General features: G+C 65.7%; 8 protein-coding genes. 6 read left to right on the top strand and 2 right to left on the bottom strand.

The window, feature by feature from the left end; translation table 11 throughout:
- The first annotated feature begins 128 nt into the window (after positions 1-128).
- The 3 genes from QX126_RS12615 to QX126_RS12605 all read left to right on the top strand — a co-directional run bounded on the left by QX126_RS12615 (position 129) and on the right by QX126_RS12605 (position 2,920).
- Positions 129-1,337, top strand: coding sequence for a WecB/TagA/CpsF family glycosyltransferase (locus QX126_RS12615; RefSeq protein ID WP_315781245.1), 1,209 nt, complete (start codon positions 129-131; stop codon positions 1,335-1,337).
- A gap of 168 nt (positions 1,338-1,505) precedes the next feature.
- Positions 1,506-2,540, top strand: coding sequence for an OpgC domain-containing protein (gene opgC / locus QX126_RS12610; protein ID WP_315739497.1), 1,035 nt, complete (start codon positions 1,506-1,508; stop codon positions 2,538-2,540).
- Positions 2,541-2,659: 119 nt separating this feature from the next.
- A complete protein-coding gene (locus tag QX126_RS12605) occupies positions 2,660-2,920 on the top strand; it encodes a hypothetical protein (protein ID WP_315739498.1) in 261 nt (86 codons plus the stop codon).
- A gap of 52 nt (positions 2,921-2,972) precedes the next feature.
- On the opposite strand, the gene QX126_RS12600 is transcribed toward QX126_RS12605, so the two are convergent.
- On the bottom strand, positions 2,973-5,264 hold the full coding sequence (locus QX126_RS12600) for a polysaccharide biosynthesis tyrosine autokinase (protein ID WP_315781243.1): 2,292 nt from the start codon (positions 5,262-5,264) through the stop codon (positions 2,973-2,975).
- Between the two features lie 414 nt (positions 5,265-5,678).
- Here QX126_RS12600 and QX126_RS12595 point away from each other — a divergent pair, with 414 nt between their 5' ends.
- The 3 genes from QX126_RS12595 to QX126_RS12585 all read left to right on the top strand — a co-directional run bounded on the left by QX126_RS12595 (position 5,679) and on the right by QX126_RS12585 (position 11,265).
- The gene (locus QX126_RS12595) at positions 5,679-6,401 is read left to right on the top strand and encodes a response regulator transcription factor (RefSeq protein WP_315758282.1); all 723 of its coding nucleotides are present in this window, start codon (positions 5,679-5,681) and stop codon (positions 6,399-6,401) included.
- The gene (locus QX126_RS12590; RefSeq protein WP_315781241.1) at positions 6,401-7,780 is read left to right on the top strand and encodes an ATP-binding protein; all 1,380 of its coding nucleotides are present in this window, start codon (positions 6,401-6,403) and stop codon (positions 7,778-7,780) included. The genes QX126_RS12595 and QX126_RS12590 overlap by 1 nt, the downstream gene beginning before the upstream one ends.
- Before the next feature lie 365 nt (positions 7,781-8,145).
- Positions 8,146-11,265, top strand: coding sequence for an NAD(P)-binding protein (locus tag QX126_RS12585; RefSeq protein ID WP_315781239.1), 3,120 nt, complete (start codon positions 8,146-8,148; stop codon positions 11,263-11,265).
- 8 nt (positions 11,266-11,273) lie between these two features.
- Here the strand turns inward: QX126_RS12585 and QX126_RS12580 are convergent, their stop codons facing one another.
- Positions 11,274-14,342: an ATP-binding protein gene (locus tag QX126_RS12580; RefSeq protein ID WP_315781237.1), complete on the bottom strand. Its 3,069-nt coding sequence runs from the start codon at positions 14,340-14,342 to the stop codon at positions 11,274-11,276.
- Between the last annotated feature and the right edge of the window lie 362 nt (positions 14,343-14,704).

Raw genomic sequence — 14,704 nt, 5'->3', positions numbered from 1 at the left:
ATTAAATGCGTCGTGTGATTTAAAATTAAATAGTGATATTTTGGTCACCCGCCTCCGTCAGGGAGGTGCGGCCGGGGTCCGCAACCCGGCATCTTCGTGCGGCGGGGCAGATTGAGGGAGAGCGGCTGATGCTGACCACGCATGAATTGCAGGAGCCGGGATCCGCCCTCTATCGCGTGGGGCGCTCCGGGACGGGTCGCGGTCGGCCGGAGGCCGATGCCGCAGCCATGTCCGACCCCGCAGTTCCCGACGACCTCGCGCGCGACGTCTATTGCGTCCTCGGGATACCGGTCGATGCCATCGGCATGCGCGGCGTGCTGCGCCGCATCCGCGACGCTGCCCGACGCAGAACGCGGCTTCTCATCTCGACTCCCAATCTCAACTTCCTGGTCGCCAGCCAGTCGAACAGAAGCTTCAGGGAGTCGCTGATCCTGAGCGATCTCTGTACGGTGGACGGCATGCCGGTGGTCTGGATCGCCCGGCTGCTTGGGATTCCGATCAAGAGCCGGACGGCCGGCGCGGACATCTTCGACGCGCTGAAGTCGGAGGCCGGAGCAGCGAACGCGCTGAAGCTCTTTCTTTTCGGCGGCCCGGAGGGAGCCGCCGAACGGGCCGCCCGGACGCTGAACGGCCAGTCGGCGGGATTGCAGTGCGTCGGCTGGTCGAACCCCGGCTACTTGTCGGCCGAGGAGTTGAGCCGGGATCACATCATCGACGAGATCAATGCCAGTGGGGCCGACTTCCTGGTTGCCTCTCTGAGCAGCGTGAAGGGACAATCATGGTTGCAGCGCAACCATGAGCGTCTCGAGATTCCGGTCCGCGCCCACCTCGGTGCCGCGCTCAACTTCCAGGCCGGGACGGTGAAGCGTGCACCTGCAATCCTGCGTCGATCAGGCTTCGAGTGGCTGTGGCGCATCAAGGAGGAGCCCTATCTCTGGCGTCGCTACTGGAACGATGGGACGGCGATGCTCGGCCTCATGCTCACCCACGTGCTGCCGTTCGTGGTCTGGACCTGGTGGATGCGGCGCACGTATGAGCGGGGTGAGGCGCTGACCATCACGCAGGACTATGGAGCGCGAGCGGTCACGCTCAGCCTGTCGGGGCCCGCCGATGCGCGCCACGTGGACAGGGCCATCCCGGTTTTCCGTGCCGCTGCTGCGTCCCGCAAGCCGGTCACGCTCGATTTCTCGAACGTCTGCGCCATCGATGCGCGCTTCCTTGGATTGCTGCTGATGCTGAGGAAGCAACTGGAAGCCCATGGCTGCATAGCGACGTTCGTCGGCGTTTCGCCGCTGATGGCCCGCATCTTCCGCTTCGGCGGATTGGACCGGCAATGACAGGGGGAGGCTCGTCACCGATCGCATCACAGCTCCCGCAATCGGTGGTTCGATGATCGCCGCCGCGGCGCTCGCCGGCGTTGCGAAGGATTGCCTGAGCCGTGAGTCCGACCAGCGCCCCTCGGCTGATCGCCGCCCATGGAGTGACTCGTGTTCGGAGATTGAGCGTTGAGCGCTGCAAGTCCAAAAGGACGCGAGCTTCTGATCGACTTCTATCGAAGCTGCGCGATGCTGTTCGTATTCTATCATCACACAGCCAACGTCTTTCCGGACTCCGTCGATCTGTTCACGAAATTCAACCCCTTCGCCGAACTGTTCGTCGTGATCTCGGGGTTCATGGTCGGGTACGTCTATCTGCACAAGGAGAGACACGGAGAGCTCGTTGTCCGCGGGTTGAAGGTGCTCGCCGCCTATTTCGTCATCTCGGTGCCGGTCGCGATGGGCATGGCTGTCCTGGGGAAGAAGCGAGAACCGGTGGGGCAGGCGATTTTCGACGTTCTGACGTTCCAGTCCGAGCCGACCTGCATCACGATCCTCAAATTCTACGGGTTGATGTTCCTGCTGCTTCCGTTGATCCTGCTGGTGTTCAAGCGCCGCAGGCTCCTGGTGCTCGCGTTGTCGGCTGCGATCTTCGTGGCCTGCACCTGGTTCAGCAATACGACCACGGCAACCGAGTTCGAGAATCCAGCCGTCATTCTGTTGCTGTTCTCGCTCCAGGCGCAGATGTTCTTCATGATTGGCATCTGGCTCGGAGATCTCCATCGGTCCAACCGCTTGATCGGACCCGCGTTCTACACGGCGCTGGCGGGGATCTTCATCTTCGGGCTGCTGCTCGACTACGGACTCGGCTTTCCCAGCAATGGCGAAAAATACCCCTATCGGTTCGACAAGCTCCTCAACCTGCTTTGGACATTGCCGCTGCTGTTGGCGCTGTTGTGGGCGGTGTTCGCGCGCACCCGGCGATCGCCGGCGGTCGCGCTCATCCTCAACGTCGGCCAGAACTCGCTGATCGCGTTCCTTGGGTCGGAGGTGGTGCGGCAAGCGGTCAAACTCGCGCTCCTCCTGGGCGGCGTTCACCCGCAGGTCTACGGCCAGACAATGATGGGCCTGTTCGATGTGGTCCTGGTGACCGCGGTGCTTTGGCTCTACCGGGCACGCTGGCAGAACCGCCAGACAGTGCTGCACCCGCTCAGCGGGCCGTAGCGGCGTCTTTCGCCTGGAAGTGTTGCTCCAGTGCGCTTGCTCGAATCCTCCCGGGCGGCTTAGCTCATCGCTAACCATTGGCCGCTAGCCTCTCGAGACGCCCGAGGAGGCATGAACTGATGTGGGTGATAACGCTTCATTTTGCAGCCGGGGTCGTTGCCGGGACGATGTTCACGGTTCGCACGCTGCTGGCGCTCGCCGCGATCGTCTTCATGGAGTCTATCGCGGCTTCGATCGTCAGCGGGTTGTCGGCCGCGCTGTATGCCGGCGCCGGTCTGATTGCAGTCCAGGTGGGCTATCTCTCAGGCGTCTATGTCCGCAGCGCTCTGGAGCGTGCCGGCATCGCCCATCCCTCCATTCGCCCCGAGCACCAGCGCTGACGGCCGATCTCTTCTCTGTCACCGGCTCATTCGATGGCGCGCGCTGACAGACCTACTCGGCCATCACGCTCCCGTAACGAGCGTAATATTTATGGTTGTAGTAGTCGCCGAAGTGATTGGCGTAGCGCTTCAGCGCCTTCATGTTCGTCTTGTTGAGCACGACGCCGAACAGGGCATCGTAGACGTTGGGAGCTGTGTTCAGCGCGTGCTCGACCACCTCGGCCGGCGTGCGTCCCCATTCCACGACGAGGACGAAGCTGTCGAGCAGCGCGGAGATGGCGCGCGCGTCGACAACGGGCGCGAGCGGCGGAAGATCGACGATGACGTAGTCATAGGCTGCCCGCAGCTGCTCGAACAGCTTGCGCATCTGCTCGTTGCCGAGGATATCGCTGGTGTCGCGCTGTGCGGCGCCCATTCCCGGCAGAAAATCCAGGCGCGTCACCGGGTCGGTCCAGACTGCGTCTGCGAGCTGGCATCCTCCCAGGACGATGTCGGCGATCCCGGTGCCGGCATCGGGGGCCAGCATGGCGGAAAGCGACGGATTCCTGAGGTCGCAATCGACCACGATCACCCGCTTGCCTGAATTTGCGATGAGCTGAGCCAGCGACGCGGCGATGATCGACTTGCCTTCGTTGGGCAGGGCGGACGTCAGTCCGAAGACCTTCCGCGACGTCCGGCTCGGATCCTGGTCGATGGCGACTTTCAACGAGCGGATGGATTCGGCAAAGCGCGAGGTGGGCATGGCGGATGCGGCCCAACAGGTCCCGGGGCCTCTCGAGACCATGCGCTGGCTGCTGTCGGGTTCGGCCTTGTCGGGGTCGGCCTTGGCAACGGCGTTGACCGTCGCCTTCTTGGTGAACCTGTCGACTTCGCCTCGTTTGAGCAGAGGGACGACTGAGAGGCAGGGCAGGCGCAGGCGATCCTCGACCTGGTCGGTCGTCCGAAAGCTGCGGTCCTTGACTTCTGCGAGCAGGCCCAGGCCGCCGCCGAGCGCCAAGCCGCCGAACAGGCCGATCGCCATCAGCACGATGGACTTCGGCTTGATCTTCTTCTTCGGCGGCGTGGCCGTTGAGATCACCCGCGCCTTCGCAATCGGGAAGGAGCCCTGCTGGACTGAGCCCATGTAGCGCTGAAGGAAGGTGTCGTAGAGGGAACGATAGCTCTTGGCGCTGGTCTCCAGCTCGCGGAGGCTGAGCTCGGCCGCCCTGGTATCCTGCGACCGGACAACGGCCTGCGCCAGCTGCTTCTCGATCTCCTGCTGCTGCTGCTTGGACTCCTCGTAATCGTGCTTGGCGACGTCGGCAAGGCGCCGCACCTCGTCGACGATGGCCTGGCGGATGCTCTTCATCGTCGCGCGAATATTGACGACCGCGATATGATCCTTGCCATATTTGGCGGAATACTCGTACTCGCGCTTGGCGCTATCGAGATATTGCTGACGCAAGCTGTTGATGATGAGCGTGCTGTTCGAATTGCTCAAGGAGAGACCGTCGGGCGGATTGACGTTGCCGCTGAGCTCTGCCGGGGAGAAGTCGGAGACCGCGGCTACGCGGTCGATCGTCATATCGGCATTGCTCGTCGCGAGCATGTCGTCGAACCGATTGAGCCGGGTCATCAGCGAGGCGGTACGCGTGCGCACCGCCACCAGACGGTTGGTGAGCTCGGTGACCTGTTGCTGGTCCATGAACCTGCCGTCGGCCGAGACGATGTTGTACCGGCTTTTCAGCTCGTTCACGGAGCGTTCGGCGGCGGTCGCGTCGTTGCCGAGATCCTGCAGGCGGTCGTGAAGCCAGGCGGTGATTGTGCGGTGCTCGTTCGCCTCCGCCTTCAACTGCTGATCGAAATACTCCTTGACGATGGCGTTGGCGATCATCGCCGCCCGATTGGGGTCGCTGGCGCTGAAATCGACCTCGACGACCGTGCTCGTGCCAATTCTGAAGGCGTTCATCCTGCGCTGGAATTCGTCGAGGAGATCGTCCATCGAGGGCCCGTTCGGCTGCGGCGCCGAACTCACGAGGCGGCGAACCGCATCAACCGCACCATGCAGCGGGCTGGCTTTGCCGTTGAAGTCGGGATCGTCCGCCAGGTTGAGCTTGTCGATGACCGCTGTCGCGATCGACTTCGATTTAAGAATCTCGATCTGCGATTCCATGTCGAGCGGCGGCTCGTCCTGAACCGGCGGTTGCGGCTGCACAACTGCGGCTTTCGAGGTGCCGAGCATGATCTTGACGTCCGCCGAATAGGTGGGCGGTAGGATTTTCAGCAGGGCGAAGCTGGCCACGAGCGAAAGCACGGTGGTGATCGCGATCACCAGATAGTGCCGGCGCAGGAATCCCAGCGCCATGTCGAACGGTCCGGGTCCGCTACGTTCCCAACCTTGCTCCTGTGGAGAGGGGGAGGCAACCGTGCTCGCGTTAGGATTGTGCAGCATTTTTGTGAGGCTTTTCAGTTGCGCTTCGGACGTCGGAGCCGCCCGGTTGCCTGCGAGAACGAGGATCTTGTTTTATAACCATTAAATGATATTGGAGTGCCGCGCGATTTAATTTATATTAAATCTGATTTTGCTCAGCAAGTGGCTCTGCAAAATTAAATGTCGCCTGCGTGGAGGGCGTGCCTTGCGCCTGCGGCGGCCTTCTCGGCCGGCCGGATGGCGGCGTCCTGGTCGTCCGCATCCCGGTATTTGGCTGCCGCGTAACGGCTTGTAACAGTCGCTCCCGGCCCATTGCCAAGCCGCGGGTTTTGGGCATCAGTCCTGGCGATGAGCATGCCTGCGGCCACGCTTTTGATGGTGGAGGACGACCCGGAGATCAGCCGGCTGGTCAGCGATTTCATGCGCCGGGAAGGGTTCGAGATCGAGGTCGCCGCCACGGCGCCGGCGATGGATGCCGTGCTGCGAAGGCTGCGGCCTGATCTCATCATTCTCGACCTGATGCTGCCGGGAGAGGACGGGCTTTCGATCTGCCGCCGGCTGCGGCAGAGCGACGACATTCCCATCCTGATGCTGTCGGCCAAGAGCGACGAGATCGATCGCGTGGTCGGGCTGGAGCTCGGCGCCGATGATTACATGGTCAAGCCTTTCGGACCGCGCGAGCTTCTGGCCCGCGTTCGCGCGCTGCTGCGGCGCTCCCAGGCGAGCCCACCGCGTGACGCGAGCCGGCGTTTCGGTTTCGACCGGTTCGTGGTCGATGTCGATGCCCGCAGCATCGAGATCGTGGATGCCCAGGCCGCGCCGATCCAGCTGACCTCGGCGGAATTTGACCTGCTCGCCTGCTTCGTGCAGCGGCCACGGCGGGTGTTGAGCCGCGACCAGATCCTGGACTGGACGCGCGGCCGCGCCGCCGACCCGTTCGATCGCACCGTCGACATGCTGATCTCGCGGCTGCGGCGCAAGCTCGATGCCGCAAGCCCGGGAACGAACCTGATCACCACCGTCCGCAACGGCGGATACCTGTTCACGGCGACGGTGAGGCCGGTGGCGTGATGATGCGGCTGACGCTTGCGATGCGTATCGGCCTCATCGTCATCATCGGCCTGCTGGCGATCTGGATCGTCACCTTGGCGCGGTTCTACCGCGCCCGTACCGCCGAGCTCGAAGGCGCGACGCCGCCGCCGACGCGGCTGGCCGCGCTCGCCGAGCTGATCGAACGAACGCCCGGGACGGAGCGGGGCCGGGTCGTCGATGCCGTGTCCTCCGACCGCTTCGAGGTCCGGCTGGTCGGGGCTGACGCGGCGGTCCGGCCTCCGCGGACAGAGCCCGCGCCGGTCCGGTCCGGATTGCGCGACGCCTATGCCCGCGCGCTGGGTGCGCGCCCGCTGACCATCACCTCCGTGCCCGAGCCGGAGGGTCGGTGGTTGCCCCGGCTCGCGCGGGCGCCGCAGAATGCCCTGGAGTTTCGCATTGGCCTGAACGGCGGCGATGTTCTCGTCGTGGACTCGCGCTCGTCGCTGGTGCTGACCCAACAGGGGCTGCCGATCGGCTTCGGCGCAGGCCTGTTCGGAACGGTGGTCGCGCTGCTCGCGCTCCTGATCATGCAGCGTGAGACGCGGCCGCTGGTGCGCCTTGCGGCCGCCGTCGACCGGGTCGACCCCGGCGGGGCGGCGGTACCGCTGCCCGACGTCCGCCGCAATGCGCCAGAGGTTCGCGCCGTGGTCACGGCGTTCGGACGACTGCAGGACCGGCTCGGCGATCTGATGCAGGCGCGCATGGCGCTGGTCGGCGGCATTGCTCACGACGTTCGCACCTTTGCCACGCGGCTGCGGCTGCGTGCCGACCTGATTCCGGATGACGCCGAGCGGCAGCGCGCCGTGGTCGATATCTCCGACATGATCCGTCTGCTCGACGACGCGCTGCTCGCGAGCAGGGCGGGTGCCGGCGAGCTGCCGCAAGAGCTTATCGCCTTCGACGAGCTGGTGCGCGCCGAGGTTGAGGATCGCCGCGCGCATCGGGCGCGGGTGCGCTTCGACCATGCAGGCGACGGGCGCGAGCTGCTGATGCTGGGCGATCGCGTCGCGCTGCGCCGTATCGTCGCCAACATCATCGATAACGCGCTCAAATATGGCGAGGCGGCGCACGTCTCGCTGCAACGCCAGCCGGAGCACGCCGTGCTGACGGTCGATGACGAGGGGCCTGGGATTCCCCGGGACCAGCGCAAGGCCATGCTGGAGCCGTTCACGCGCCTGGACACGTCGCGCAATCGCGGCACCGGCGGAGCCGGGCTCGGGCTGGCGGTGGTGCGGACGCTGGTGGAGGCCCATCGCGGCAGCATCGAGATCACCGACGCGCCGCGCGGCGCCCGCATCGTCGTGCGGCTGCCGCTGTTTCTCGACGGACCCGGCGACGTGCATTCCGATCCGGCGTGATCGACGGCGGCGTGATCGGGGCGCTGTCTTTGAGTGGTGGCAATCCGCCGTTATTCTCGTAAAAGTTGAGGATGACGACGTAGCGGGCGGGAAGGATGCCATGGCCTCCGTCGTCGCCTCACGTGAGGTCGACGATGCGCCTTGCGCCGCTTGATGATCGCGTGGAGATTGTGATAGGTATTCGATGCATCCTCATTGCATCGCCACGCGGATTGAACTGGGCGCGGCGCCGATTTTGTAAACCCATAGTACCGAATGTCATTCAACCGCACGGGCCGCGCGGACCGCGGACCCGTGCGCCGATGGACGACGTCGTACCGGCTCGCCCGGGCACGAACGTCCGAGGTCAGGGCAGGATCATCGACATGGCAGCAAGAAAGACCCGCGTGGCGATATTGGGCGGCGGCATCGGCGCGTTGAGCGCAGCCTTTGCCTTGAGCGAGATCGATCCGCGCGGCGAGCGCTACGAGATCACCCTGTATCAGCTCGGTTGGCGGCTCGGGGGCAAGACTGCCAGCGGACGCAACGCCAAGCAGGGCCAGCGCATCGAGGAGCACGGGCTGCATATCTGGGCCGGCTTCTACGAGAATGCCTTCACCATCCTGCGTGCAGCGCTGAAGGCACTCGATGCGCCGCCGAGCGATCCGATCAGGACGATCGATGATGCGTTCAAGCGGCAGAACGAGATCTTCTACGCCGAGGACATTGACGGCCAATGGTTGCCCTGGCCGTTCTGGTTCCAGCCGGATGTCGATGAATCGGTCTATCCTGGCCGGGACAGCCTGTGGGCACCCTCCGACAACATCGTGCCGCCGCTCTCGACCCTGCTGCTGCGGACCATCGCGAGCATCATCTTCAACCTGAACTACTACCTCGACGACTGGCCGGGCGACCAGAATGCCGAGCTGGCGAAGGTGATCGCCGCCATGCCCGCCGAGCGGCGGGCCCGGCTGGCGGCCGTTGCGCCTGATGGCAAGGGCCATCCGCTGCTGCTGCTGGCCCACCGCGTCGGCGAGAAGCTGCACAGTGACGTCGAAGCGATCCGCCGCGATGCCCAGGGCGACATGGCAGCGCTGCTCCATGCGTTTCGCGGCATCGTCAAGGAGCACCAAACGATCGACGGCCTCGAGGAAGGCCTGCGGCGGCTGTTGATCCTCACCAATCTCGGCATCTGCATGCTGCTCGGCATCATCGAGAACGACTGCCTGACGGACGGCCTGGAGGTTCTTGACCGGTACGAATTCCGTAGCTTTCTGGCGCAGCAGGATGAAGAGGCTGCCAACAACGCCATCGTGACCGCTCTTTATGAATACATCTTCGCCTTTCGCAACGGCTCCCGCGAGCCGTCGCAGCAGCAGGTGTCGGCCTGCTCGGCCGTTCAGGGACTGCTGCGGCTGTTCTTCACCTACAAGGGCGCGTTCTTCTATAAATCCGTCGTTGGCATGGGGGATACGATCTGCACGCCGATCTACCAGGTGCTGGCGCGGCGCGGCGTGAACTTCAAGTTCTTTCACAAGGTCACGAGTCTCGAGCCGACCGAGGACGGCAGCAACATCGCGACCATCCACATCGACAAGCAGGTCGAGTTCGTCGATGGCAAATATGATCCCCTGGTCCTGGTGAAGGATTACTGGTGCTGGCCGTCCGAGCCCAAATGGAAGGAGATCGAGAACGGCGAGTACTACGAGCTGAAAGGCTACAATTTCGAGAACGCCTATGGTCCTCCCAACCCGCCGCAGCCGCCCCCGGCGGCGCGGCTCAGCCTGCAGCTCGGCGAGGATTTCGACAAGGTGGTCCTCGGCATCTCGGTCGGCGCGCTCAATGAGATCTGCCAGTCTCTGGTGCAGCAGAAGCCGGCCTGGGCCGACATGGTCGCCAATCTCCCAACCGTGCGCACCATGGCGCTGCAGCTCTGGCTTGACTGCGCGGTCGCAGACCTCGGCGGTCCCTATGTGGCGCCTGGACCGTCGCTCGAGACGATGGGACCGATCGTCACCACCTGCAAGCCGCCGCTCGACACCTATTCCGACATGTCGCAATTGCTGCCGGCCGAGGACTGGCCGGCGCCGGGGCCGCGCTCGGTCGCCTATTATTGCGCCATCATGAGCGACGAGAGCGCGCCGAACAATGAAGAGCTGGCTGCTGATTATGTGAAGAGCGCATCCAACGATTGGATGACCTCGTGGCTCGACACGCTGTGGACCAACATCGGCAGCGGCAGCACGTTCCGATGGGATCTCCTGCACGCGCCGAGCGACATCAGCGGATCGGCGCGGCTCGACTTTCAGTTCTGGCGCGCCAACATCAATCCGAGCGAGCGCTACGTGCTGAGCCTGCCGGGCACGCTGCGGCATCGGATGGAGCCCGGCAAGTCCGGCTACGACAATCTCTTCCTCGCCGGCGACTGGACCCGCGTGCCCGAGATCAACGCCGGATGCGTGGAGGTCGCGGCGATGTCCGGTCTTGCCGCCGCCTCGGCGCTGTCGGGCGTCTACATTCCGATCGTCTCGACCAGTCCCGAACCCTACATCACCAACGCCTACGTCAACTACGCCGGATGGATCACGCTTCCGCCGGCTCCCTACCTCTGCAACGACTCGACCTTCTACGGCTTCGCCGTGCCGGCCGACCTCGGCGCCTGCCAGCGATTTCTCGACCGCTCCTTCAACCGCGTCGCCGGCCGCGACCAGTTCCGCGTGATGCTGGACATGGCCTTCGTCAACGTCATCCAGGTGCGCAAGAGCCAGGCCGCCACGCCGCCGTTCGCGGAGCAGGGGACGATGTCCGAGACCGATATCGGGCTGTGGCTCTTGGTGGGCAGCTACGAGCGGGGCGCTTTGCTGCCGAAATCGATCGGTTTCGTGCCGGCCTATCTGTTCGTGGACAATGCCTGGTCGGTGGTTGCGGGGCAGGAGCTCTGGGGCTTTCCCAAATATCACGCGACCATCGCCCAGCCCGCCAGCGCACCATCAAACGATCCGTTCGACGTCTCGGGGCTGGCGATTGCCAGCTACGGGCCGGAGGCCCACGCCTCCCAGCAGCGCATCATCCGAATCGAAGGCTCGGCGGGATCGACCCCGACGGCAGCGGCCTCTCCGGCGGATGCATTCCGGCAGCTCTGTGCCGGGGCCGACCAAGAGCGAATGAAGCAGCTCACGAGCGGGCCGGGCATGGCGTCGTTCCTGGGCGGCGTCTGGGGCCTGCCGATCCCCGTGTTCTATCTCAAGCAGGCGCGGTCGGCGGACAGCCTCACCGCGGCGAGCTACAAGACGCTGTTGAACGGCGCGCTCGACCTGACGGGGCTGCGCAGCTGGCAATTGCAGTCGGGCAACTGGTCGATCGAGATGAGCGCTCTCGACAGCCTGCCGTTCATTCGCGACCTCGGGCTCGGCACGCCCGTCGACGGCAAGCTCGTGCTGACCGCGACCACGCGCATCTGGGCCGAGATCGATTTCACCGTCGCCATGGCCAGCCCCATGGCCTGAGCAGCTCGTCACGCCGATTGTCGCCTCGGCGCGTCATCGTCGATGGCGGCGAGCCGCGCCGCTGCCCGGCGCAGGAACGCCGACGCGCCTTGCGCCTCGGCGACCGTGACGGCCTCGCGTAGCGCGGCCGTCACCTGCCCCGGTGCGGTGTCGGGCAGGGCGGCCAGGATCTCGGCGCGCCGCCGATGCAGCGGCGACAGGAAATAGCCGTCGCCATAGCGCCGCGCGGCGTCGATCGCCGCGTCGATCGTCTGCATCGCCTCGGCCGTCTTGCCGACGATCAGTTGCAGGCCGGCGACCTCGCCGAGATAGAAGCAGGAGAAATGCATCATGCCGAGCGTCTGGAACGCCGGCAGTGCCTCGCACGCAGCCGCGAGCGCCTCGTCTGGATTCTTGCCGAGATGGCCGCGGGCGTGTGCCTCCAGGCTGCCCGCCACCAGCTGATAGAGCGGATAGCCATGGTCGCGGCAGATGCTCAGGGCCTCCTCGGTCGCGAGGAGGACATCCTCATAGTCGCCGCGTGCGAGCTGATAGAAGGCGAGCCACGACAGCGCCCAGGCGAGGTCGAACGGACGTCCGAGCCGGCGCGCATGCGCGATGAGATCGCTGGCGATCGCGGCCGCGCCGGCATCGTCTCCCATCGCATGCAGCACCTGCAGCAGCGAGGCCTGGCCGGCGACCAGTGGATCCTGCGAGGACAGTTGCGGCAGCCGCGCGCCGTCCGACACCTGATAGAGCTGCACCGCGGCGGCCAGCAGCCGGCGCGCGGCGGGGAGGTCGCCTCTGGCGAAGAGAATGTAGCCCAAGGCAATGCCGCTCTCGATCCGGTGCTCGGGGAGGCCGGTCCGCTCGCCGATTCCCAGGCACAGATGCGCCATCTCCTCGGCACCGTCGAGATCGCCCGCGATGATCAGGAAACTGCAGATGCCGCGCAGCACGGCGAACAGACCGGCGGTGTTGCCGAGCGCGTCGCAGATCGCCCTTGCCTCGGAGAGCGCCTTGCCGACCTCGGGCACGGTGTAGCCGCGCGAGGCGGCGAGGCTGACGGCAAGCCCGATCAGGAGCTCGAGCTCCAGTCCGGCGCGCTCGCCCTCGGCGGATTGATGACGCAGCAGGTCGAGCGCCGTTTGCAGATGTCGTGCCGCTTCGACATGCGCGGCGCGCGAGGCGGCACGCCGACCCGCGGCCGCCCATAATGGGATGGCCTCGGCGATCACGCCACTCTCGGTGAAATGGTAGGCCAGCAACTCCGGCTCGGTGTCCCGCGTCTCGGGAAAGCGGTCGCGCAGCACGGCCGCGATCCGGCCGTGCAATGTCTGGCGTTCGCGCCGGAGCAGGGACTCGTAGGCGGCGTCGCGGATCAGCGCGTGCTTGAACGTGTAGAGGCTGTCGGGCGGCGCGCCGCTGCTCTCCACGAGGCCGGACTTGACGAGCTGATCCAGGCTCTCGCCGAGCCTGGCTTCGGGCTCCGCCACGATGGCCGACAACAGATCGTAGCTGAAGCGGCGGCCGATGGCGGCGCCGAGATTGGCGATCCGTCGCGCCGGTCCCAATCGGTCGAGCCGCGCCACAAGGGAATCCTGCACCGAGGCGGGGATGGCTACGCTCGCATGACCGTCCCAAGCCGGCGCCGCCGAGGCTTCGATGACGTACTTCGCGAGCTCTTCCAGGAACAGCGGGATGCCCTCGCCGCGGCTCACGATCTGGTGCAGCGTCGTCGCGGGCAGCGCGGCCGAAGCGGCCACATGGGCGCAGATCCGCTCGGCGTCGCCGTGACTCAATCGTCCGAGCTGGAGCCGCGTGACCTGCGGGCTCGCGGCCCAGGGCGGCTCATATTCGAGCCGCGCCGTGACCACGATCAGCCAGCGGCGTTGTCCGGCGCGCCGGATCGCCCGATCGAGCAGCTCCAGCGTGGTCGTGTCGCTCCAATGCGCGTCTTCCAGCACCAGCAGCGCGGGCCCGGTCGGCACCATCAGGTCGATCAGCCGGAGCAGCGTCTCCCGCGTGACCTCCGAGCGCTTCTCGACGGTCATCGTCTGCAGGGGACCGTCCGGCTCGGGAGCGACGCCCAGGACATCGGCGAGCACGGCGCGCGCCGTGGCATCGCCGACGCCGTGCTCGTTCATGAAGCGATCGAGCTTGTCGCGACGCGTCGCAGCGCCGTCGGAGCGGTCGAAGCCGGCGATGAGCGCGAGCTGTTCCGAGATCGGATACAGCACGCTGTCACAGCGGGTGGGGCTGCAGTACCAGATCATCTGCAGTTGGGAGACGTCGGCCACGCGCCGGCGCAGCTCCTCGACCAGCCGCGACTTGCCGATGCCCGGCTCGCCATGGAGCAGCACCACTTGTCCGCTGCCGAACCGCGCCGCCGCCCAGCAATCGAACAGACGCGCCAGCTCCTGGTCGCGTCCGACCAGAGGGGAGCTTTCGCCGCGAATGCGGGCGTGGAAACGGCTCGCGACGGCGGCTTCTTCCAGCACCTCGAACGCCTCGACCGGTGCGGCGAATCCCTTCAGCGCGAACGTGCCGAGATCGCGGAAGTCGAACATGCCGCGCGCGATGCGCTCGGTCGTCCGGGCCACGACGATGCTGTCGGGGGCGGCGATCGATTGCAGCCGCGCCGCGAGATTCGGCGTCTCGCCGACGATGTCGACCGGGCGACCGTCGGCGCGGGGTAGCAGGTCGCTGACCACGACGAGGCCGGTGGCGATGCCGATGCGCAGACGCAGCGCCTGTCCGTGCGGCGCCTCGAGCCGGCCGACGGCGTCGCGCAGGGCGATGGCGGCGCGGATCGCGGTGGCCGCGTCATCTTCCCCGGCACGCGGATAGCCGAAATACGCGAGCACGCCGTCGCCGGCATATTGCGTGATGGCGCCGCCATGGCGGCCGATGACGTTTTCGCAGGTCGTCAGGAAGGCGTCGATGACGCTGGTCATATCCTCCGGATCGAGCCTGACGGTGAGCGAGACGGAGCCGACGAGATCGCAGATCAGCGCCGTGACCTGCCGCCGCTCGGCGCGATGCATGCCGAGCAGGCGCGAACTCGTCGTCGTATCGGATGACGGCTGCCGCAACACCCCGCCGCACCCGCCGCATACGTCCGAGCCCGGTGGATTGGGGCGACCACAGGTTTCACAATCCATCTGCGTTCGGGCTCCCGGACACGGCTACGGAATGCGAATGAGCGCGAAGCGCGGAGCTGGCGATGCGGGCGCGGTCACGGCGTCCGTATCGACCGACGTCGCGCGCCGAGCGCGATGCATCGGTTTGCGGTACTGGCATTTTGAGCGCGACCAGGACCGGCTGATCATGTCCAACTCATAGCGCATTCGTGGCAAGGTAGCAACGGTGCCGCAATACTCGCGATCGCTCCGGGGAGCGGGAACGATGTCGGACGGCTCCCTCGGGAGTCCTCGATGCTGGCGGGACCGTTCAAGGC

Origin of the sequence: Bradyrhizobium sp. SZCCHNPS1003, assembly GCF_032381555.1 — a bacterium.
Taxonomy (GTDB): domain Bacteria; phylum Pseudomonadota; class Alphaproteobacteria; order Rhizobiales; family Xanthobacteraceae; genus Bradyrhizobium.
Note: the sequence above shows the minus strand (reverse complement) of the source record. Positions and strands in the feature narration are given on the sequence as shown.